The sequence below is a fragment of the Lacibacter luteus genome, assembly GCF_004118265.1.
In the GTDB taxonomy this organism is placed as follows: domain Bacteria; phylum Bacteroidota; class Bacteroidia; order Chitinophagales; family Chitinophagaceae; genus Lacibacter; species Lacibacter luteus.
Genome location: NZ_SDHW01000002.1, coordinates 716,196 through 737,374, shown reverse-complemented (window position 1 = coordinate 737,374; position 21,179 = coordinate 716,196). Strand labels below are relative to the sequence as shown.

The window sequence follows — 21,179 nt, the reverse complement described above, 5'->3', positions numbered from 1 at the left end:
AATGCGTTGTGTTAGTTGTAAGAATTGTTTTCCACTTCGGTTAAAACAAGATGAATGCGCTTTGCAAGTGTATCGTAATCGGTATAACCTTTTGCAAGCAAATGAAATTTCGATTCGGTCAACTGCATTAATACCTGTGGAAAACCGGATACCTGTAATTGTTTGCAGAGCTGAAATTCGTAATATGCTTTCTCTCGATATTCTTCCGACGCAAGCTTGCTGTAAAAATCATCAACAGGTATATTGTATTTCTCCAGCAAATGACGGTATGCTTCATTATCGGTCAAATCTCTTCCTTCGTAATGCAGACTGTATTGCAGATCGGAGGCAAAGCTTACCTGTTGATCGGGAAACAGTTCCTTAAAAATACAAAGTGCAATCGCCGGCTTTTCTGATGAAGGAAACCAATCGCTTTGATCGGGATTGTTGATGTGCCAGAGATAATCTTCACCAAACTTTATTCCCGTGTACTCTTCCACTGTTTTGTAAGCGCCTTTTATATATTCTGCTGTTGCACTTATGTGTACAGGCTGTTCGGGCAAGATCATTCCGCCGCTTAACACTTCTATCTGCAAACGGTCTCCGTATGCCGCATCAATTTTTTTCATTACGGAACTGAAACCATAGCACCATCCGCAATAAGCATCGTAACAATAAATAAGTAAAGGTTGCATTGTATAAATGTAAGCAGCAAAGTTAAAGCCATCTGAATAATGATGACCTGCAGAATTAACTGACAGCTATCAGGCGGGAATATGAAGTTCGAGCCTGCATCCTTTGCCGGGCGCAGAATCAATGGTTACATGACCGTTGTAATGCTCTGCACGGTTAACAATATTTCTGAAACCAAGTCCTTTTTGTATTGATGAAAGATCGGTTCCTATGCCATTATCAATAATCGAAAGCGAAAGTTCATGATCATCTGAAGAGAGATCGATGGTTACATCAGTTGCATTTGAATGGCGGATAATATTAATCATCTGTTCCTGTACTATCCGGAAAACAGTTAGCTCAGCATCTGCATTGTATTTCTTTGTTTCATCAAATGCTTCTGTATAATAAGAAATAGATAGTTTTTGATCGCTGTTGATCCTGCCCAGTAAATCATCAATAGCTCCACTTAAGCCCACAAGCTCTAACGATTTTGGGTTAATTGACTGACTGATCCTCCTTATTTCATTAACTGCTTCGCCAATATTTTTTTTGATCTGTGTAATGTAGTTGTTAGTGCTTTCATCTGCTGTTGCAACAAAGTCGAGCATCATTTTTCCCGACGATAAAACCTGGTTGATATTTTCGTGCAATTCGTATGCAATTTCAGAACGTTCACGTTCCTGCGCCTGTATAACTGCTTCAATAATCTCTGTTTTCTTTTGCTGTTCTTGCAGCACCAGTTTTTGCTGCAGCAGTTTTTCTTTACTAATGTCGGTATGTGTTCCTACTATCAGCAAAGGTCTTCCCTCTGCAGATCGTTCAATAACAATACCTCTGTCGAGTACCCACTTCATTGAACCGTCTTTATGATAAATGCGGTATTCAATCGAATGACTGTCTCGAATGCCTTGCCGATATTCTTCATCATTTTTAATCAAGAGATGTTTATCATCCCGATGCGTATTATTCCACCACTTATCTTCATTCTCTGTTTCGTTTAATTCTTCTGCAGTATAGCCGAGAAAATGATTGTTGGCTGCCGAGAACCAAGTAACGCCTGTTTCATAATTATGCTCCCATGCATTATCGCCCGTTTTATCAAGCGCCAGCCGCATGCGTGTTTCATTTTGTTTCAGCTTTTCGTTTGCTGTTCTGCTTTCAGTAATATCTGTAAAACTTGTAACAACTGATGTCAGCGTTCCATCACTTTCCGAAAACACAGGGTGTGAATTGATTTTTATCCATTTTAATTCACCCGATGGTTTGTACACTCCCATGATTATATTTTCCTGGGGTTTGCCGGTAGTAAGCACCTGCATCGAAGGCCGTTGTTCAACAGGAAAATCTGTTCCATCTTCTTTAATTGTTCGCCATAACTGATCAAATGATGATTTACCCTGCATTTGCCCTGCTGTGAAACCGAGAATCTGTTCTGCAGCAGTATTTGCTTCAAGAATATATCCTTTTTTATTTTGTACAACCACACCTTCGGCAAGTGAGTTTAGGAAATGATTGCTTTGCCTGTAACTCTGTATTATCTTTTCAGCTTTTGCTCTGGCTCTGAAACTTTTGTATAAAAAGTTATACCCAATAACAACAACCAGTATAAGCGAAATAATATTAGCAGCAAACAGCAACTGCAATTTTCCTGCAGTACTTCTGTTTTCTTCCTCCATTGTTTTTACCAATTGTAACCGTTCATCAGTAAACTTCTGAATGTTTCTACGCAACTGATTTGAAAACGCAGTTCCTTCTTTAATAAATTGTTTGATTTTTTCAGGAGATGGTCGGCTTTTTATTGCAGTTAAAGCAACAACACTATCTGAGATAGCAATCCGTTTATGCACTAAGATGCTGATATGGTTAATTACTGCTGTAGAAATAATGGCCTGCGTTGTATACCGGGTTAATTGGTCTGTTTCAGCTATCAGAGCTGCCTGTGTACGTTGATATATTTCAAAAAAATCCTGTTCTCCTGTTATGTAATAACCACGGCCCGCCATAGCCATTTCATCTGCTGCAGATAATAAGTTGGTTGCATTATTGATAATGGTACGTTCCCTCTGAATGGAGTTGAGTGTTTCTCTTCCCACTTCGTTCATCTTATACAGCAATACACTTATGGTGCATAGCCCCATAAGAATAAACAGCATATAAATGAACAACCGCTTGCTTAAAAATTTAACTAATGTACTCATACTAATTTACACTGAACTTAACAAGAAGCGATCCATTAAAACTAAAGAGCACAAGGAAAAATTGTCAGGTTCAGTTATTGGACTTTATGCAACATAAAAATACTGAACCTTTTTTTGCTAACGTTTGTAAATGCACAATTCAGATGAATTTAAACCAATCAATGACAGCCTCATGGTATTTATTACTACATACATCAAGCTTACCAAAGTATTACACCTTGTTTTACCCGCAATTCAATATGATACAATGCATCAAATGATTCAACAGGATTTTGTTTCAGTACAAGAAAGCTGGCTTCATATCCTTCTCTCAATGCTGCTATTTTGCGTTTCGGAAAAATATTTTGTGGAGTTATTTCGCACCACATCTTCAACAACTCCAGATTATTATAAACATTCAGTAATTGCAAATATTCTATTTCTGTTTTGGCTGTAAGATTATAACTATCGCAACCAATTGTAACAGGCACTTTATATTTCTTCAATAATTGCAAGTTATAGGTTTGAACGTTTACCTGTGCCTTGTATTGCTCATTAGTTATCGGTTTCAGTTCTGTTTTCAATAATGAGTAAGTTGCGTCGGCATGTACACGCTTTTTCTTAAACAAACGCACAGTACTTTTGTCAAGTTTATAGTATTCTGCAGTGTAACCTCCACGCCAACGTACCTGGTACCCCGGCAAATGATTGATCTCATCCACACCTGCACGCAAAGCAACTTTCAAATCGTTTGGTGTTTCTGCATGCGCACTAACTTTTAATCCTGCAGCGTGTGCTTTTTTTACAATGATCTTTGCAAGCTCCGGATCAATTCCCTTCTTGCCATTAAATGCTGTATCATCTTTTCTCTCCTTATATTCTTCTGAGAAGATTAAATAGAACTTAATAAAGCCGGGCTTTTGTGCAAGTATATAAGGCCATTTCTTTTCTAACTCTTCTTTTGAATTTACCAGGTAATAGGCTTCTCCTTCAAAGCTTTTAGCTGTCCAGCCGGGTAATGCTTTTTTATAGGTTGTGGTGAGCAGGTAGGGATATAATGTTGAGGGGTGCCCACCATTGGCTGTAATACCACCATTTGCAAATAAAACATCTACACTGTTTGGTTTGTTTAACCGATTTAAAATTTTATTTGTTGCAAAGGGAATACTGTTGGGATTTTTAATGTAGAAGATACCATCAGACAAATAACGTTCGATGTATACATCCAGATCCTGATCGGTTTCAGGAGAATGATTATGTGCTTCACCAAAAGGTGGAATTACAAACTGATTTTTGAGATCAACAACCGTATCAACAGCTGCCGGTTTATTTTTAGTGAGATAGCCATTTACACTGTAAAATTCTGCAGCAGTAAACCCTATACCATTAAACCATTGCCCGTTAATAAAGCGAATGGTTTTCTGTTGCGCCGATAACGCAGCTGTTACAAACATCAAAAACAATAACGAAAGCAAACGCATAACAAGCTATTCAACGGGTTAACAGGAGATACAGCAATTTAAATTTTGTTTTTTATTTCAATCATTTTTATCTGCATGATTGTAGCAATGCTGGTTGCCCGTTGCCTTGCCAGCTCTGCTTTGTCGCCTTCAAACAATTCATCAACTGTTGCTGTAAAATACCCCAGCCATGTTTTAAAATGACGGGCTTCCAACGGCGATTGCTGATGCAGATCCAGATGTGGCTTCATAGCATTTTTTTGATACGTGTCCGACTGGAATAAAATCGAATCCCAAAAATCAACCAGCACAGGAAAATGCTCCTCTAAATTGATCTTCGCCACATCAGTAAACAAATAACTGATGCTTTTATCGGTCAGCAGTTTATCGTAAAACCGTTCCATTAACAAACGGATATCTTCCCTGTTGCGAATATCTGTTTTCATATTAATGCGCCTCTAACCAGTTAACGCCTGTACCGGCTTCTGCAATTACCGGTACGCCGTGTGTAAGCGGCATAGCGGTCTGCATACAATCAATGATCAATGCTTTTATTTCATCTGCTTCTTCTTTTACTACATCAAAGATCAATTCATCATGCACCTGCAAAATCATTTTACTTTTCAGCTTGCTGTTTTTTAATGCCGCATGTGTTTTGATCATGGCCAGTTTGATCATATCCGCCGCTGTTCCCTGGATAGGTGAATTGATAGCATTTCGTTCCGCATAACCACGTACCGTAAAGTTGCTGGAGTTAATATCACGCAACCAACGCTTGCGGCCCATGAGTGTTTCCACATAACCATTTTCACGTGCAAAATTCACCGTGTCATCCATATACTTTTGAATGCCTGCAAACTCACGCTTATAATTATCAATGATCTCCTTTGCTTCGGTGCGGCTGATGCCTAAATTATCGGCCAAACCAAATGCACCTTGCCCGTAAATGATACCAAAGTTTACACTCTTTGCTTTGTAACGCATTTCTTTGGTTACGTCTTTCTCTTCAACCTTATACACTTTGGCAGCAGTAGCTGTATGAATATCCTTGCCTTGAATAAATGCATCGCACATGGCAGGATCGCCACTGATGGCAGCTACAATACGCAATTCAATTTGCGAATAATCGGCGCTCACCAGTAAATGATTTTCATCCCGTGGTACAAATGCTTTGCGTATTTCCCGTCCACGTTCTGTACGCACCGGAATATTTTGCAGGTTGGGATTGTTACTTGCCAAACGACCGGTAACTGCAACAGCTTGTCCGTATGTTGTATGCACACGACCTGTTTTGCGGTTGATCAGTTGCGGCAATGCATCAACATACGTTGATTTCAGTTTTGTCAACTCACGGAAAGCAAGAATATCTTCTACAATCGGACTTGTATGTGCAAGTTTTAACAACACATCTTCGCCGGTTGCGTACTGACCTGTTTTTGTTTTCTTCGCTTTGGGATCAAGCTTTAAATGATCGAACAACACTTCACCTAATTGTTTTGGCGAAGCAAGATTGAATTTTAAACCGGATGAACTGTACACTCTTTCCTCAGCTTCCTTCGCATCTTTCTCCAGCTGTTTTGAATAATCATTTAAGAAGTCCACATCCACTTTTACACCTTCAAACTCCATATCGGTCAGCACTTTTACCAATGGGTTTTCCACTTCGTAAAAAACTTTCTCTACTTCTTTCTCTTTCAAGCCGGGAAACAACGCATGTTTTATTTGCAAGGTAATGTCTGCATCTTCCGCTGCGTAATCGGTTATCTTTTCCAACTCCACATCACGCATGGTACCTTGCGTTTTTCCTTTCTTACCAATTAATTCTTCAATATGCACAGGTTCGTAACCGAGCAGTTGTGCACTAAGAATATCCATGCTGCGTTTGCCATCCGGTTCAATTACATAATGCGCCAGCATGGTGTCAAACAGTTGTCCTTTCAATTCAACTTCATACCATTTCAGTACCAACAGATCGTATTTAATATTCTGCCCGATCCATGTTTTACTTTCATCTGCAAACAATGGTTGAAAAATTTTCAGTGTTGCTTTTGTTTCATCCTGGTTGGCTGAACAGGGAATGTACCATGCTTTGTGTGGCTCATAAGAAAAACTCATACCCACCAATTCACAATCATTGGCATCAATACCGGTTGTTTCAGTATCAAAACAAATTTCTTTTTGCTGCAGCAGCTCTTCAACAAGTTTTTTTAATTCATCCTTTGAAGTTACAGCAATGTATTCGTGTGCGGTATTATGAATGTTGTTGGAAGCAATGGTAAATTCAGAAGAACCTTCTTCTTCTGCTGCCGCATCTTCTGTTTCTTTTTCTTCAACTGAAGTTTTTGTATCAGGTTGATTTGCTTTTGCTGCCGGTTTGGATTCCTTTCTTACTTCGCCCATTGTTGTGTCTACTATATTTCCAAACAAATCACGCTGTACAGCAACGGGAGCAGTTGAAAACACGTTAAAGTCATCGCCCAGGATACGTTTGCCGATGGTTTTAAATTCCAGTTCAGCAAACACTTCTTTCAACTCTTCTTTATTCCACTCTTTTAAACGAAAATCTTCTTCATGAAATTCAACAGGTGCATCGGTAATAATGGTGGCGAGTTTCTTACTCATAATGGCAAGATCTTTTCCTGCAGCAATTTTTTCGCCCATCTTACCTTTTACATTAGCTGCGTTGGCTAATACATTTTCCAATGTACCATATTCAGCTAAAAGTTTGGCTGCTGTTTTTTCGCCTACACCTGGTATGCCGGGAATATTATCTACTGCATCACCCATCATACCCAGTATATCAATTACCTGGCTTACTTCTTTAATATTCCATTTGGCACACACCTCTTCAGGGCCCATGATCTCCACATCGCCACCCTGGTAAGCAGGTTTATAAATTTTTACTTTCTCTGTTACAAGCTGACCATAATCTTTATCAGGTGTTACCATATACACTTCGTAACCCGCCGCTTCACCTTGTTTACTCAATGTACCAATTACATCATCTGCTTCATATCCATCTTTTTCAATAACCGGAATGTTGAAGCCTTTGATGATTCGCTTAATATCAGGAATAGCCAGGAGAAGGTCTTCCGGCGCATCTTGCCTGTTGGCTTTGTATTCTGCAAAATCGGTATGACGTTCTGTTGGGGCTGCTGTATCAAAACAAACAGCCATGTGTGATGGCTTTTGTTTGGTGATGAGTTCAATCAATGCATTGGTAAAACCAAACTGTGCGTTGGTGTTTTTTCCTTTAGATGTATTACGTGGATTACGAATGAGTGCATAATATGCACGAAAGATGAGTGCAAACGCATCGAGCAAAAAAACTTTTTTATCATTGGCCATGCCGCTAAGTTAACACCCTTGCCAAAGAGAGAAAGAGAAATTTTTATAAACGACAAAAGCCCCGTTTTTTCAACGTGGTTTTCATGTAAGCAAAAAAATACAGGAGGTGGTGGAAACCACCTCCGCAAAACTTACATTATGAGAAAATTCAACACCGGCAGCAAAAAATATAGGGTACGGATCGCCGGTTCGTTGACGTGCTTAACGAATTGAAACTTGTTGTACGATATGTACGACGGAATTACTTAGCTGAGTTTTCAGCAAGTTCATTTTCCAAAGGCTTCGCTTCCTTTGTTTGCTGTTGAGCTGTTTGTTGTTTTGAAACTTCTGCTTTACCTGCAACAACACGTGCTAAGAAAGAATCTTCCTTATAGAACACGTTTAAATAAATTGCAAAGAGGAAAAATACGAATGAGAAGAAACGCAATGGTTTTTTCATGACATTTGGATTTAGTTTTTTCAAAAATATTGGACAGTTCAAATGTAGAAACAGTTTCGCTAATATGCAACTGTTACAAGTTGTTTTTCAAAAATTCAGGGTTAGTACTTACCCCGTAAGCGGTAAATTTACGGTTGGCTCAAATGCAGTACTACAAAGGGTTACAGCACGCCTTCTTTAATCTCTTCCCACAAGTCACGATAGCATTGTGCTGCATAACTGCTGCGTGCAAATTCTTCAAGCGGAGCTTTGTGCACACCCATTTTTTCTACATCACTTAAATAAGGAATATAGTTTTCAAAGAAGCGTTTGTCTTTATATAATTCTTCCATCACTTCGTTGTGCATGGTACGGCGCAGATCGGTCATTGTAAAAAAGCAAGTCATCTTTTTATTATCGATGTTCTTCTCTTTAAAAAAATCTTTTACCATGTTATAGGTGCGAACAGAAAGTGTTGTTGGAATAATCGGCATCAACACAACATCTGCTGCATTAAAAATATTTTCTGCCAACGAACTTAAACCGGGAGGGCAATCAATGAACACAAAATCATAATCGTTTTTCAATTGCTTCAACACAGTTGCCAGGCGCTTTTTTGATGCCTGCATTTCATCGATCATTACATCGTGCGCTTTTGCAGTAATATCGGCAGGAATAATATCGAGGTTTTCATATTCTGTAGCCATGATGCTGTCGGCCAATTCTGCATCTTTGCCTACCAGATCTTTCATTGCCACTTTTTGCTTGGGCTTAACTTTGTAATAGAACGATGTTGCTCCCTGCGGATCAATATCCCATAACAATGTTTTGTAACCGTCTTTTGCTGCGAGGTACGCAAAATTTACACAACTGGCTGTTTTACCAACTCCACCCTTGAGATTAAATAAAGCAAATGTGAACATGGCTGATCTTTTGATGAACAGCTATCAAGTTAAGAAAAGATGTGGAAAATACACAAACAGCGGAATAGACTCCTGCGCACCGCCCTTCGACTTTGCTCAAGGAAAAAGGACGGATCAGCCATATCGAACGAAGTCGAGATATGAGCGAAACGGAAAATACAGTTCAACAGCCGTCAGAGTTCGCAACTGCCTGACGGGAGTTAAGCGTTCACTATTTCTTCATTTCATCCAACTCCTTTTGTAAACGGAACATTTCATCCCGCAGCCTTGCGGCTTCCATAAAATCGAGATCACGGGCAGCTTTCTCCATCTGCTTTTTGGTTCGGGCGATGGCTTTCTCCATTTGTGGAATGGTTTGATATACTTCCTGGTCTTCTGCTGCAACAACCAATTCACCATCGGGTGCAAGTGCATAGGTTTTCGCAGGATCGTAACCTTTAATATCGAGCACGGATGTTTGTTTCATTACCTGCTCTATCGATTTCTTCACGGTTGTTGGCGTAATACCATGCTCAATGTTATAAGCAACCTGTTTTTCTCTGCGACGGCTTGTTTCTTCAATGGTGCGTCGCATGCTTTCGGTCATTTTATCGGCATAAAAAATCACCAAGCCATCTACATTACGTGCAGCACGACCTGCAGTTTGCGTTAAACTTTTTTCATTGCGCAGGAATCCTTCTTTATCTGCATCCAATATTGCTACCAACGACACCTCCGGTAAATCCAACCCTTCACGCAACAGATTTACACCCACCAACACATCTATATCTCCTAAACGTAACTGGCGTAAAATTTCCACACGCTCGAGTGTATCCACTTCGCTATGGATGTATTTTGATTTGATGTTGATGCGGTGCAGGTACTTATCCATTTCTTCGGCCATGCGCTTGGTGAGTGTTGTTACCAAAACACGATCGCCTTTTTTAACTCGTTTATCAATTTCGTCTAACAAGTCATCGATCTGGTTTACACTCGGACGAATTTCGATGGGCGGATCCAGCAAACCTGTTGGACGAACTACTTGTTCTGCCACAATCCCTTCTGTTTTTTCCAGTTCGTAGTCATCTGGCGTTGCACTCACAAACACCACCTGGTTCAATAAACTTTCAAATTCATGAAAATTGAGCGGACGGTTATCTAATGCACTCGGTAAACGGAAACCATAATCTACCAACACCATTTTACGGCTTCTGTCGCCGCCATACATACCGCTCACCTGCGGAATAGTTTGATGGCTTTCATCAATGATCATTAAATAATCTTTCGGAAAATAATCTAACAAGCAGAATGGCCTTGTACCGGGTGTGCGCCTGTCGAAAAACCGGGAATAGTTTTCAATACCGTTGCAGTAACCCAGCTCACGTATCATTTCAAGATCGTATTCTGTGCGTTCCTTCAAACGCTGGGCTTCAATATATTTTCCTTCACGCTTAAAGTATTCAACCTGTGCAGCCGATTCGTCCTGTATTTCATAAATGATCTGCTGCATCATGTCTTTCGGCGCAATGTATAAGTTGGCAGGAAAGATAGCAGCATTGTCTACTTTACCAATCCGTTTGCCCGATTTAATCTCGATGGTTTCAATTTCTTCGATCTCATCGCCGAAGAACGTAATGCGATAACCAAAATCAACGTACGGGAGATTAATATCAACCGTATCGCCTTTTACACGAAAGCTGCCCCTGTTAAAATCGCCTTGCGAACGGGTGTATAAACTGTTGACCAACGAGTGCAAAAAGCCCTGCCTTGATAACACCTGGTTCTTTTGAATACGGATGATGCCATTTTCAAAATCGGTAGGATTACCCATACCATAAATACAACTTACACTCGCCACCACAATAATATCTCTCCGCCCACTCAACAATTCACTTGTTGCCTGCAAACGAAGTTTGTCAAGCTCTTCGTTAATGCTCAGATCTTTTTCGATGTAAGTTCCGCTCACCGGCATGTATGCCTCAGGCTGATAGTAATCGTAATAGCTTACGAAATAACCCACCGCATTATCCGGAAAAAACTGTTTAAACTCCCCATACAACTGTGCCACCAATGTTTTGTTATGCGTAAGCACAAGCGTTGGCCGCTGCACATTCTGTATAACATTGGCCATGGTAAATGTTTTACCACTACCTGTTACACCCAATAAGGTTTGGTATTTTTCACCGTTTAAAATTCCTTCGGTGAGTTGCTGAATAGCGAGTGGCTGATCGCCACTGGGAGTATATGGTGAATGAAGCTGAAAAGGCATACCATGCAAATTACGAATGAAAACGATTAATTTACAGCGTTAACCAATACTACATCTTTTGCTAAAGTATTTACAGCTTAACCAACAGTTCGATGTGCAAAAAATGCAGCAAGAAGTTGCATTGCTTGAAAGTGGTTTGTGGAAAGCGCATTACAACACGGCTCATTACGAAGGTAGCTGGACCATTTTACCGCTTCGCTCCATTAACGGAAGTATTGACAATATTATTTCTATCCATTCAGCAGCTGCAGAAACTATTCCGGCTTATAAAGACACTGTTTTGCTGCAACAATGCAACTACATCCGCTCTGTTCTTGCTTTTTTTGAATGCGAAAAAACGGCTGTGCGTTTAATGAAGCTGCATGCGGGTGCTGTTATTAAAGAACACAGCGATCATGACATGCGTTTTGAAGATGGTGAAGTACGGCTGCATATTCCCGTAGTTACAAATGCTGCAGTTGAATTTTTTCTTGCCGATGAACGTGTGCCGATGCAGGAGGGTGAGTGCTGGTACCTGAATCTTACATTGAAACACCGCATCAACAATTTTGGCAACAGCGACAGAATACATCTTGTGCTCGATTGCAAAGTAAACGACTGGATAAAAAAACAGTTTACAACAAACACTGTATTAAAAAAAGATTTTGAAGAAGGGCAGAAGCCAAAGCAATCGAAAGAAGAGAAATTAAAAATTATTGCCCAGCTGCGTTTACTTAATACAACTACTGCACTCGAGCTGGCCGATAAAATGGAAAAAGAAACCGAATGAACAACGACAATTTATTTCATACATCCATCAATTTTATTAACAGCATCGGCATAGAAACTGTGTTTTGCCGGCTTAATTCAGAAGATTGCTTTCTTCCCGGTATTTTCATCAGCAATGGAAAAATATTAATCGATAAAGAGAAGCTGTTACACCCCGGCGATATTATTCATGAAGCAGGGCATCTTGCAGTTATTCCATCGGCAGAACGAATGAATACTTCCGGCCCTGATATTGCCAAACGTAAAGATGCTGCTTCGGAAGAAATGATGGCTATTGCATGGAGTTATGCAGCCTGCAAACATCTTGCTGTTGATCCTGCATTTGTATTTCATGAAGAAGGTTACAAAGGCGGCGGCAAAAATATTATTGAAGATTTTGATGCAGGCCGGTATTTTGGTGTTCCTGTTTTACAATGGCTCGGTATGACGGTTACCAAATCGGGCAATACTGCAGAAGATTACCCTGCTATGCATAAATGGCTGAGAGATTGATTCGTTGTGTAAATTCATATACTTCTGCAGCGGATACCCAGCTCCCTTTCAACCCGAAGCATTTCTTTTTGTTTCAACAGATCGTTTGGCTTGCAAAAAAACATCTGCAATTTCTCTGCATGCTCTTCAGTTAAACCATTCAGGTTTTCAATTTTATTACCATTTATGTAAAGCTCTCTCAAATTGATCAGCTTCTCTACCTGTTGAAAGGAAGAGATTTGATTATCCTGCACATACAACATTTCCAATGCAGTAAGCGCTTCAATTCCATTAAGCGAATTAACCTGGTTACTATACAGAAAAAGATGTTTTAACGATTTTAACCGGCTTACCTCTTTAACAGTTTCAATCTTTTGAAATATTACTACCAGCGTTTCCAGGTTTTGCAACGCTTCTACACCCGAAAGATTTGTCAACTCAAAATTCATATTCGGGTAAGGTGCCGATGGGCCGGCAAAACGTAATGCAGGAGTTGCATAAAGTTGAGCCAACTCATCGGGAGTTGGCTCGTTTGTATGTTGAAATGCGGTTATTGAAAACGCTTGTTGCCATTGAGGTTCTAACTGACGCCACCAATGCTGCAATGAACTACTCATTAATAGAATATTAGTTACGGCTTGGAAAGATACCTTCCATTGCAATGTAAAAATTTAATACCAGGTATGGCTGAATGTTCTCGTGTGGCTGATTACCTCCGGCAGAGCCAACAGCACCTGTATTCATTTGAACAACTGTACCTGTTGCTTTATATTCCTTATCTAATGCTCCGCTGTTTGCAAGGTAATTTCCTGTAGGAGTTGAAGCATCACCCACATCGGAAACAGCATTAAGCGAATGTGTATGTGCAGGAATTTGTGTAGAGATGAGCGTTACCGTTTCAGTGCCCCCCACTTCTCCCAAGTCTCTGTTGGTAAGACCAGGCCCCTGGCCCCAACCCATTGGCACCCTTCCACGCATATCGGGCAAGGCAAATGTAGTAGTGCCGTTACCTCCAAAGGTTGTACCTAATAATGAAAACAAAGCTGTATTTGTAGCAATCGAAACTATCTGACCTGAACAGGTTGCATATCCACGTGGGGCAAAGTTCATACCGCCCATGTATATTTCTGCAAGAAAAGGCATGTCTGGCATAATGGAAAAGTTTAGATGTTATGGTTTGTTATTTTTTTTGAATGATTGTAATTACGCAAACGAACTTTCAACTGTTACACGTTTGTTGTTGTTCACTTTTGCTTTTACAATAAGTTGCGATTGCTTATTGTTTTTTTTCAGCCTGTTTATTGTGTCTTCTTTCAAAAGCAAAACAAGATTTACCTGGTTGTTTTGTTTAGCTAACTGCAACAGGCCTTCCAGTTCGTAACGGTTAAGTCTGAAAAGTTTTTCCGGTGCTGATTTAGTTGAAAAGAAAGTTACGATCACATCATCGGGAGTTGATTTCTTTTCGCCCCAATAGATCCATATAGGCCGGGCCACTAATTGTTCTTGTTGAAAATGAACATACTCTCCCTCAACAGCAACATGTCCTTTTGCAATGCGGTTTACAGCTTCGTCTTTCAAATCTCCGGTTTGCTGTAAACGCACTGCATTATACATTTTGCAGAAAGTTTTCCAGCTTTCGTTAAGGTTTGTGGATGAAACAGGTTTTGCAAAAAGTTGTACAGGCGAAGCAATTGCAAGCCCCGCTGTAAGGATTGCTGCATTTGTTAAGAAACTTCTCCTGCTGTTATTACTTACATTCATATTATTGCTTAACAAGTTTTTCGGTTATTAATTCATCACCTCTTCTTAATTGAAGCAGATAGGTTCCTGCAGGATAGTTGCTGATGTTGATTTCCTGCACACCCATACCAACTGTTGTATTGATAAGTCTGCGGCCACTCAGGTCGAGTACAGACAGTTCAACTTTTACAGCAGAAGTTAGTCTTACCTGATAAATGCCTTTGCCGGGATTATTGGTAATTGCATAATATGCTTTCGATGGAAGCTCTACATTAGCAATAGAAGAGTATTTCTTATTGCCGTCGAAATCGATCTGCAGCAAGCGGTAATAATTTTTACCGGCAACAGCTTCTTTATCGGTAAACAAATAATTACTTTCTGTTGCGGCATTTCCTTTGCCATTTACAAATGCAATGGTGGTCCAGTTAACAGCATCGGTGCTGTGTTGCACGTCAAATCCTTTGTTATTATTTTCAGTTGCTGTTTTCCATTTCAGATCAACATCATTACTATTATTTTTTTGAGCACTGAACCCAACAAGCTCAACAGGCAGTGCAACTACACCCGAAATAAACAATGGAGCAGCTCCTATACATGCTCCCGGCGATGTTTCGTTCCAAGGGCAAGAGCCATTAGCTGTTCCTGTAGGTTCGGATGTATTACAGGTTTCATAATAAAACGGCTGGCCATCAAAATCCAACACCCAAAGATTGTCGGGTGCACCCATCCAATAAACGCTTACAGTTACTCCGGCAATACCATCAACCGTTCCGGTTCCCTGGTAAGCAGACCGGCCATTTACATCAGCTATTTTGTTTAGTACAATATTACTGGCCATACATTGGCCTCCTACGGTAATTGTTTGTGCCAGCAACGGGCTTTGCAGAAATGCGATTAGCAGAATAGTTAAGGCAATTCTCATTGGTAAGTTTTTAGCACTTGAAAGATTATACTTTTTTAGCATTTATGCAACCATGTCATATTATTTTTTTATTCACAGTAAATTTCCTGTTGCATTCCCTGTTGTAAACAATTTGTTTATCGATATAAATTCAAAAAAGAAACAAGTTGTTTTAAATAGTTATTACTGATGTTTTCGATTACACAACCATAATAATGATCTTTTATATACAGCAATAAAAAAACCGGCTTTCGCCGGTTCTGTATTATTTAATTATTTCCTCCCTGCCCGCCGGGGCCTCCACCACCTTGCCGGCGCTGCATTTGTTCCTGCATTTCTTTTTGTTTTGCTTTATACTTTTCCTTTTGTTCGGGAGTAAGTATTGCTTCGATCTGTTCGTTGTATTTTTTACGGATGTCCATCATCTTCGTACGTTGTTCTTCACGACTGAGCGAACTGTTACGGAGTGTTTCCATTTCCTCACGTTGCTTGTCCTGGATGGCTTTAACTTTATCCTGTTGATCTTTGCTTAAGTTCAGATCCTTAAACATGTCTACACGTGGTCCTCTGCCTCTTGTAGAATCAGCCGGCGGTTGTGCTTTTGCAATTGCTCCTACGAACATAAAAAGCAATAAAAATTGGAGTACTTTCATTGTTGAATTTTTTTTGTGTGAAATAAGTTTGACGGCAGATCTTAAAAAAGCTTACGCCTGTCATAAAAATTTTTTAATGAACTATCTAGCCCACGCCTATCTTTCTTTTCAGCAGCCGGAATTACTGGTAGGCAATATGATCAGCGATTTTGTGAAAGGAAAGCAAAAGCTGGAATATGCTCCCGGTATACAGGAAGGAATTTCACTGCACCGGTTTATCGATAGCTACACCGATGAGCACCCGGCTACCAAACAGGCCAAAGAGATCTTCCGGCCACATTACCGCTTGTATGCAGGAGCATTTGTTGATGTGGTTTACGATCATTTCCTTGCAACAGACCCTGCCATTTTCAGCAACAACTCGTTGGAAGATTTTGCTGCAACAACCTATCAACTGCTGGAACCATATACTGCTGTTTTTCCTGAGCGTTTTGCACGGATGTTTCCCTATATGAAAACACAGAACTGGCTCTACCATTATAAGGACAGGTGGGGAATAGAAAACAGTTTACATGGTGTAGTACGACGATCTGCCTACCTTACAGAAAGTGCAACGGCCTTCGCTTTGTTCGAAGACCGTTACAACGATTTGCAAATTTGCTATGATTGGTTTTTCCCGGAGCTGCAGGCTGCCGTTAAGGGTTGGATCAATGAATATAAGAATCGTACACAAGGAACTGTTTAAAGCGTTCCACACAAGCTCGCTCAAGCATTTCTCTGTCGTCGGGGTGGGCAATATCAATTAAAGCTTTTGCACGCTGCCGTAAATTTTTTCCATACAACGATGCAATGCCAAATTCAGTAACCACATAATGAATATGTCCACGTGTTGTAACCACACCTGCTCCTTGTTTTAAAAAAGGTACTATACGGTTTACGCCTTTGGCTGTACGGGATGTTAAGGCTATAACAGGTTTACCGCCTTCGCTTAATGCAGCGCCACGCATAAAATCCATCTGTCCGCCAATACCGCTGTACTGTGTTGTGCCAATACTATCAGCACAAACCTGTCCGGTAATATCTACTTCAATTGCACTGTTAATGGCAACAACTTTTGGGTTACGCCCAATAACATGCGGATTGTTTACATAGTCAATATCAAGGAAAGCAAACGCAGGATTATCATCTACATAATCGTACAGCTTGCGGGTACCAACTGCAAAACCTGTTACCGTTTTATGCGGGTGAATTTTTTTGTTGACGTTGTTGATCACATCCCGTTCTACAAGATCAATAATACCATCGCTCAGCATTTCAGTATGTACACCGAGGTTTTTATGATCGTGCAGTGATCGCAGCACTGCATCAGGAATGGTACCAATACCCATTTGCAGGGTACTTCCATCATCGATCATACCGGCTATATACCGGCCAATTTTCAGTTCATCTTCTTTTACTTTCGAACCATAATCCACTTCGGGCAATGGTTCTTCGCAATAAACCATCGATGTAAACCGATCGGTATGGATCAAACTGTCGCCATGTGTACGGGGCACATTGGGGTTTACCTGTGCAATAATATATTTGGCTGTATTAACAGCACAATGCGCAATGTCTACACTTACACCCATTGAACAATAACCATGTTTATCGGGTGGCGATACATGCACCAATGCCACATCAATGGGTATATATCCTTTTTTGAACAGATCGGGAATATCGCTGAGGAACACAGGAATAAAATCGGCCCTTCCCTCGTTTACAGCCTGGCGCACACTATTACTTACAAACATGCAGTTAATATTGAAAATACCTTCGTACTCGGGACGGTCAACTGTAATATCGCCGTGAACTGTAATAAAAACAAGTTCAACATTTTCCAACCTGTGCGACTGTTTTGCAAGTTGCCTTAACAAATAAAGCGGGGTTTGAGCGCTACCTTGTACAAACAATCGCTGGCCGCTTTTTATTACTGAAAGCGCCTGTTCTATTGACTGATAATGGATATGCCTGTACATAACAAACGTATTAGGATGTAAAAATAAAATACGGCAGTCCGGCCGAAACTGTCAACAAACAGGATAAATGGTGATTACAGACAGGGTTCGTTTATTTAAATTTGCAACCTGCAAAACAACTTTTCTGTATTTAATTAAGTCATAAGGTTGCAGCAGCAGTTGATTTTTGGGGTTACAAAACCCAACTTGTTACATTGTTTATTAAAAAAGAGAATAACAAAATGAGAAGTACACTATTATTACTGGCTTTTGTATGCATGGCGATGGCAGTAAGTGCGCAAAACGGATCAAAGCTTCCTCCGTTAGACAAATCACCTATGGATATGTCGTATTATCCGGTAAACTACCCGGTACTCCGTATACAACCCAACAAACCTGCCGAGCCGTTAATTGCAAGGGTTATTTACAGTCGCCCTTCGAAAAGCGGACGTAAAGTATTTGGCGAGTTGGTGGAAGATGGAAAAGTATGGAGGCTTGGTGCCAACGAAGCCACCGAAATTGAATTTTACCGTGATGTAAAGATTGGTGGTAAGGTTGTAAAAAAAGGGCGCTACACAATGTATGCACTTGAAAGCGGAACAAAATGGACCGTTATTATAAATAAGGATACCGATGTGTGGGGCGCTTTTAAATATGATGCAAGTAAAGATGTAGTGCGTATTGATTGCCCGGTTATTAAAACCCCGGATATTACCGAATCGTTTACAATGGTGTTTGAAAAAGTAACCGATAAAAGTATTAACCTGGTAATGGATTGGGATGATGTGATGGTGAAAATGCCGATTAGCTGGTAAGTACGATATAGAAAGTACGAGGTACGAATTTAGAAGTACGAAGTGTACTAAATTTTAATCAACCTAAGTAATAGCAAGGAAGCTCTGCAGAAATGCAGGGCTTTTTTTTGTTATTCTTGCGCATGGCTTTTTCTGTAAAAGATTTTTTGGCAAGACTTAATTGGAGACAGGTAGTAATTCATGCGCTTGCTTTTTGGTTTTTTATGCATGCGTTTGAAACGCTGTATTATTTGTTTAACCTGGAAATAATCAGCACTTTCAAAGCATCAGGTAATAGCACAAAAAAATTATTAGAAGAACAGGAAGTTACGGTTGAAGACTTATCGTTGTTTTTAATTTGGCAGACATTATCTGGTGCAATTGGATGGTTAACTGCTCTTTTTCTTTCAATTATTCTTTCCGTTAAGCAACGTTGGTTTTGGCTTAATGTAATCTTCTCGCTTTTCTTACTACTTCTTTTACTTAGAGTTCCTGTTTGGAGTTACACGAAACATCTGTTTTATTATCCAGGCCGATTGTTTTCAAACTCAATAACTGAGTTTTTAATAAATGGAGGACTACTACTAACACTTGGCCTGCTGCTGTTCTTCTTAAAACCCATCAACCGCTTTATTGAAAGAGGGGCGTTTCATCTGACGACCTCGTCTGACGAATTATAAAATCAACAACTGATCAACTATTTTTTTTAATCGCTAACAACAACGTTGTACAGTCACCCTTCGGGTGAACAGACAACCGGTTTTCTTTTTGGTTTGTATGCCATGAATATTCGACTTTTACAGTTATGTGTGGTATAGCAGGCATCATTTCAAGAAATCCGAATCAAATTTCAACACAACGGTTACAACAAATGACCGATGCGCTTGCACATCGTGGTCCTGATGGTGAAGGCTTTTGGATCAATGCATCGAACAATGTTGGTTTCGGTCACAGGCGTTTAGCTATTATTGATTTGAGCGATGCGGGCAAACAACCTATGCACTACCTTAACCGCTACAGCATTACTTATAATGGCGAACTGTATAATTATATTGAGCTGAGAGAAACATTGCAGCAAAAAGGTTACAGCTTTCGTACACAAACCGATACCGAAGTACTGCTTGCTGCTTACGATTGCTGGAAGGAGCAATGCCTGCAACAGTTTGATGGCATGTTTGCTTTTGCAATATGGGACGAACAGGAACAAAACCTGTTTGCAGCACGTGACCGTTTTGGCGAAAAACCTTTTTATTACAGCTTTGATGGTGAGCAGTTTGTTTTTGCAAGTGAAATGAAAGCATTGTGGGCCGCAGGTATTACCCGTTCGGTTGATCACAGTATGCTGCTGAATTATATTGCATTGGGCTGGGTAAAAAATCCGGCCGATCTGTCGCAAACATTTTATCAAAACATCAGCAATCTTCCGCAAGCTCATTATCTGCAGTTAAGTTTACAAAACGGTACAAATGAAATTGTGCAGTATTTCGATCTTGATAAAGAAACCACTTTATCGATAAGCGAAGCAGATGCAGCAGAGCAATTGCTGCATTTGCTGAACACATCAGTAAAAAGAAGATTACGGAGTGATGTGGAGGTGGGCACTTCGTTGAGTGGTGGATTAGACAGTTCTTCAATTGTTGCAATGATCAACCAACTTCAAACCAGAAACCATAAACTACAAACTTTCACCGCATCTTTCCCCGGTTTTGAAAAAGATGAAACAGCTTATGCCAAACAGGTAGCAGACAAATTTCAACTGCAACAGCATTTTGTTACCCCCACTGCAGACACATTGTCCAACGATATTGAAAACCTCATCTTTCAACAGGAAGAACCATTTCAATCGAGCAGCATTTATGCCCAATACAAAGTGTACGAACTGGCCAAGCAAAACAATATTAAAGTAATACTCGACGGGCAGGGTGCTGATGAAACGCTTGCAGGTTATCACAAATACATTCATTGGTTTTTGCAGGAGAAAAGTCGTGAGTCGTCAGTCGTGAATCGTGAGTTGAAGGCATTTACTGATCATCATATTTCAGTTGACTGGAGTTGGAAGAATAAACTGGCTGCACGCTTTCCTGAGTTTACAGCGGTACAACTGGAAAACAAAGCCAACAAAGCTGTACTCAATCACAAGTTCATCAGCAATCACTACCGCAAAGAACATTTTAATAAAAAAAGTATTTACAAACCGGCTGTAAGCAAGCTCAACGATCTGTTGTATTATAACACAATGCTGGTTGGACTCGAAGAGCTGCTTCGCTATGCCGATCGCAACAGCATGGCACATGGCGTGGAAGTTCGTTTGCCTTTCTTATCACACGAATTGGTGCAGTTTATTTTTTCGTTGCCTTCGCATTACAAGATCAACAACGGTTTTACAAAAAACATCCTCCGGCAATGTATAAAAGAACATTTGCCTGCTGCTATTGTTTACCGTACCGATAAAGTTGGTTACGAACCACCGCAACAGCAATGGATGCAGTCGCCGGCTTTTGCTGAGTTGCTGAACCAAAGCCGGCAAAAACTGGTGAAAGAAAATATCCTCCGGAAAAGCATCCTTCAGCAACCGGTGAATGCACAACCTGCACATGCTGTTAATAATGACGACTGGCGTTATTTCTGTGCGGCACATCTGTTGTAATTTACCATCTTTGCAATCCGTCCGACGCCTGCGTCTGACG

At 40.3% G+C, this 21,179-nt stretch carries 20 protein-coding genes; 6 read left to right on the top strand and 14 right to left on the bottom strand.

What is annotated here, in order from left to right:
- Positions 1 to 11 precede the first annotated feature (11 nt).
- The 8 genes from ESA94_RS10910 to uvrB all read right to left on the bottom strand — a co-directional run bounded on the left by ESA94_RS10910 (position 12) and on the right by uvrB (position 11,228).
- Positions 12 to 674 (bottom strand): DsbA family protein, encoded by a 663-nt coding sequence (locus ESA94_RS10910; protein ID WP_129130918.1) that lies wholly within the window; start codon positions 672 to 674, stop codon positions 12 to 14.
- A gap of 69 nt (positions 675 to 743) precedes the next feature.
- The gene (locus ESA94_RS10905; protein ID WP_129130917.1) at positions 744 to 2,852 is read right to left on the bottom strand and encodes a PAS domain S-box protein; all 2,109 of its coding nucleotides are present in this window, start codon (positions 2,850 to 2,852) and stop codon (positions 744 to 746) included.
- A gap of 200 nt (positions 2,853 to 3,052) precedes the next feature.
- A complete protein-coding gene (locus ESA94_RS10900; protein WP_129130916.1) occupies positions 3,053 to 4,312 on the bottom strand; it encodes an amidohydrolase family protein in 1,260 nt (419 codons plus the stop codon).
- A 38-nt stretch (positions 4,313 to 4,350) separates the two neighbouring features.
- Entirely contained in the window at positions 4,351 to 4,737 is a 387-nt protein-coding gene (locus ESA94_RS10895) for a group III truncated hemoglobin (RefSeq protein WP_129130915.1), read from the bottom strand.
- 1 nt (position 4,738) lies between these two features.
- Positions 4,739 to 7,639, bottom strand: a complete 2,901-nt coding sequence (polA, locus tag ESA94_RS10890) for a DNA polymerase I (protein WP_129130914.1) — start codon at positions 7,637 to 7,639, stop codon at positions 4,739 to 4,741.
- 241 nt (positions 7,640 to 7,880) lie between these two features.
- Positions 7,881 to 8,078 carry a hypothetical protein gene (locus tag ESA94_RS10885; RefSeq protein ID WP_129130913.1) on the bottom strand — a complete coding sequence of 66 codons (198 nt, stop codon included), beginning with the start codon at positions 8,076 to 8,078 and terminating at the stop codon, positions 7,881 to 7,883.
- A 161-nt stretch (positions 8,079 to 8,239) separates the two neighbouring features.
- On the bottom strand, positions 8,240 to 8,980 hold the full coding sequence (locus ESA94_RS10880) for a ParA family protein (protein WP_129130912.1): 741 nt from the start codon (positions 8,978 to 8,980) through the stop codon (positions 8,240 to 8,242).
- Between the two features lie 211 nt (positions 8,981 to 9,191).
- Positions 9,192 to 11,228 carry an excinuclease ABC subunit UvrB gene (gene uvrB, locus ESA94_RS10875; RefSeq protein ID WP_129130911.1) on the bottom strand — a complete coding sequence of 679 codons (2,037 nt, stop codon included), beginning with the start codon at positions 11,226 to 11,228 and terminating at the stop codon, positions 9,192 to 9,194.
- 103 nt (positions 11,229 to 11,331) lie between these two features.
- Here uvrB and ESA94_RS10870 point away from each other — a divergent pair, with 103 nt between their 5' ends.
- Both ESA94_RS10870 and ESA94_RS10865 read left to right on the top strand, forming a co-directional pair.
- A complete protein-coding gene (locus tag ESA94_RS10870) occupies positions 11,332 to 11,997 on the top strand; it encodes an aspartyl/asparaginyl beta-hydroxylase domain-containing protein (protein WP_129130910.1) in 666 nt (221 codons plus the stop codon).
- Complete coding sequence (locus ESA94_RS10865) at positions 11,994 to 12,488, top strand: hypothetical protein (RefSeq protein WP_205755954.1); 495 nt, start codon at positions 11,994 to 11,996, stop codon at positions 12,486 to 12,488. The genes ESA94_RS10870 and ESA94_RS10865 overlap by 4 nt, the downstream gene beginning before the upstream one ends.
- Positions 12,489 to 12,502: 14 nt before the next feature.
- On the opposite strand, the gene ESA94_RS10860 is transcribed toward ESA94_RS10865, so the two are convergent.
- The 5 genes from ESA94_RS10860 to ESA94_RS10840 all read right to left on the bottom strand — a co-directional run bounded on the left by ESA94_RS10860 (position 12,503) and on the right by ESA94_RS10840 (position 15,761).
- Positions 12,503 to 13,084, bottom strand: a complete 582-nt coding sequence (locus ESA94_RS10860) for a leucine-rich repeat domain-containing protein (RefSeq protein WP_129130909.1) — start codon at positions 13,082 to 13,084, stop codon at positions 12,503 to 12,505.
- 10 nt (positions 13,085 to 13,094) lie between these two features.
- The gene (locus ESA94_RS10855; protein WP_129130908.1) at positions 13,095 to 13,619 is read right to left on the bottom strand and encodes a phage tail protein; all 525 of its coding nucleotides are present in this window, start codon (positions 13,617 to 13,619) and stop codon (positions 13,095 to 13,097) included.
- A gap of 51 nt (positions 13,620 to 13,670) precedes the next feature.
- A complete protein-coding gene (locus tag ESA94_RS10850) occupies positions 13,671 to 14,228 on the bottom strand; it encodes a twin-arginine translocation signal domain-containing protein (protein WP_129130907.1) in 558 nt (185 codons plus the stop codon).
- Position 14,229: 1 nt separating this feature from the next.
- Positions 14,230 to 15,129: a T9SS type A sorting domain-containing protein gene (locus ESA94_RS10845; protein WP_164972707.1), complete on the bottom strand. Its 900-nt coding sequence runs from the start codon at positions 15,127 to 15,129 to the stop codon at positions 14,230 to 14,232.
- 248 nt (positions 15,130 to 15,377) lie between these two features.
- Positions 15,378 to 15,761, bottom strand: a complete 384-nt coding sequence (locus ESA94_RS10840; RefSeq protein WP_129130905.1) for a Spy/CpxP family protein refolding chaperone — start codon at positions 15,759 to 15,761, stop codon at positions 15,378 to 15,380.
- A 76-nt stretch (positions 15,762 to 15,837) separates the two neighbouring features.
- On the opposite strand from ESA94_RS10840, the gene ESA94_RS10835 reads away from it, so the two are divergent.
- Positions 15,838 to 16,446 carry an acyl carrier protein phosphodiesterase gene (locus ESA94_RS10835; RefSeq protein ID WP_129130904.1) on the top strand — a complete coding sequence of 203 codons (609 nt, stop codon included), beginning with the start codon at positions 15,838 to 15,840 and terminating at the stop codon, positions 16,444 to 16,446.
- Here the strand turns inward: ESA94_RS10835 and ESA94_RS10830 are convergent.
- Complete coding sequence (locus ESA94_RS10830) at positions 16,409 to 17,719, bottom strand: acetyl-CoA hydrolase/transferase family protein (protein ID WP_129130903.1); 1,311 nt, start codon at positions 17,717 to 17,719, stop codon at positions 16,409 to 16,411. The genes ESA94_RS10835 and ESA94_RS10830 overlap by 38 nt on opposite strands.
- A gap of 221 nt (positions 17,720 to 17,940) precedes the next feature.
- On the opposite strand from ESA94_RS10830, the gene ESA94_RS10825 reads away from it, so the two are divergent.
- The 3 genes from ESA94_RS10825 (at position 17,941) to asnB (ending at position 21,139) form a co-directional block, all read left to right on the top strand.
- Entirely contained in the window at positions 17,941 to 18,513 is a 573-nt protein-coding gene (locus ESA94_RS10825; RefSeq protein WP_164972706.1) for a DUF2911 domain-containing protein, read from the top strand.
- A 122-nt stretch (positions 18,514 to 18,635) separates the two neighbouring features.
- Positions 18,636 to 19,172 carry a hypothetical protein gene (locus tag ESA94_RS10820; protein WP_129130902.1) on the top strand — a complete coding sequence of 179 codons (537 nt, stop codon included), beginning with the start codon at positions 18,636 to 18,638 and terminating at the stop codon, positions 19,170 to 19,172.
- Positions 19,173 to 19,297: 125 nt separating this feature from the next.
- Positions 19,298 to 21,139, top strand: coding sequence for an asparagine synthase (glutamine-hydrolyzing) (gene asnB, locus ESA94_RS10815; protein ID WP_129130901.1), 1,842 nt, complete (start codon positions 19,298 to 19,300; stop codon positions 21,137 to 21,139).
- Positions 21,140 to 21,179 lie beyond the last annotated feature (40 nt).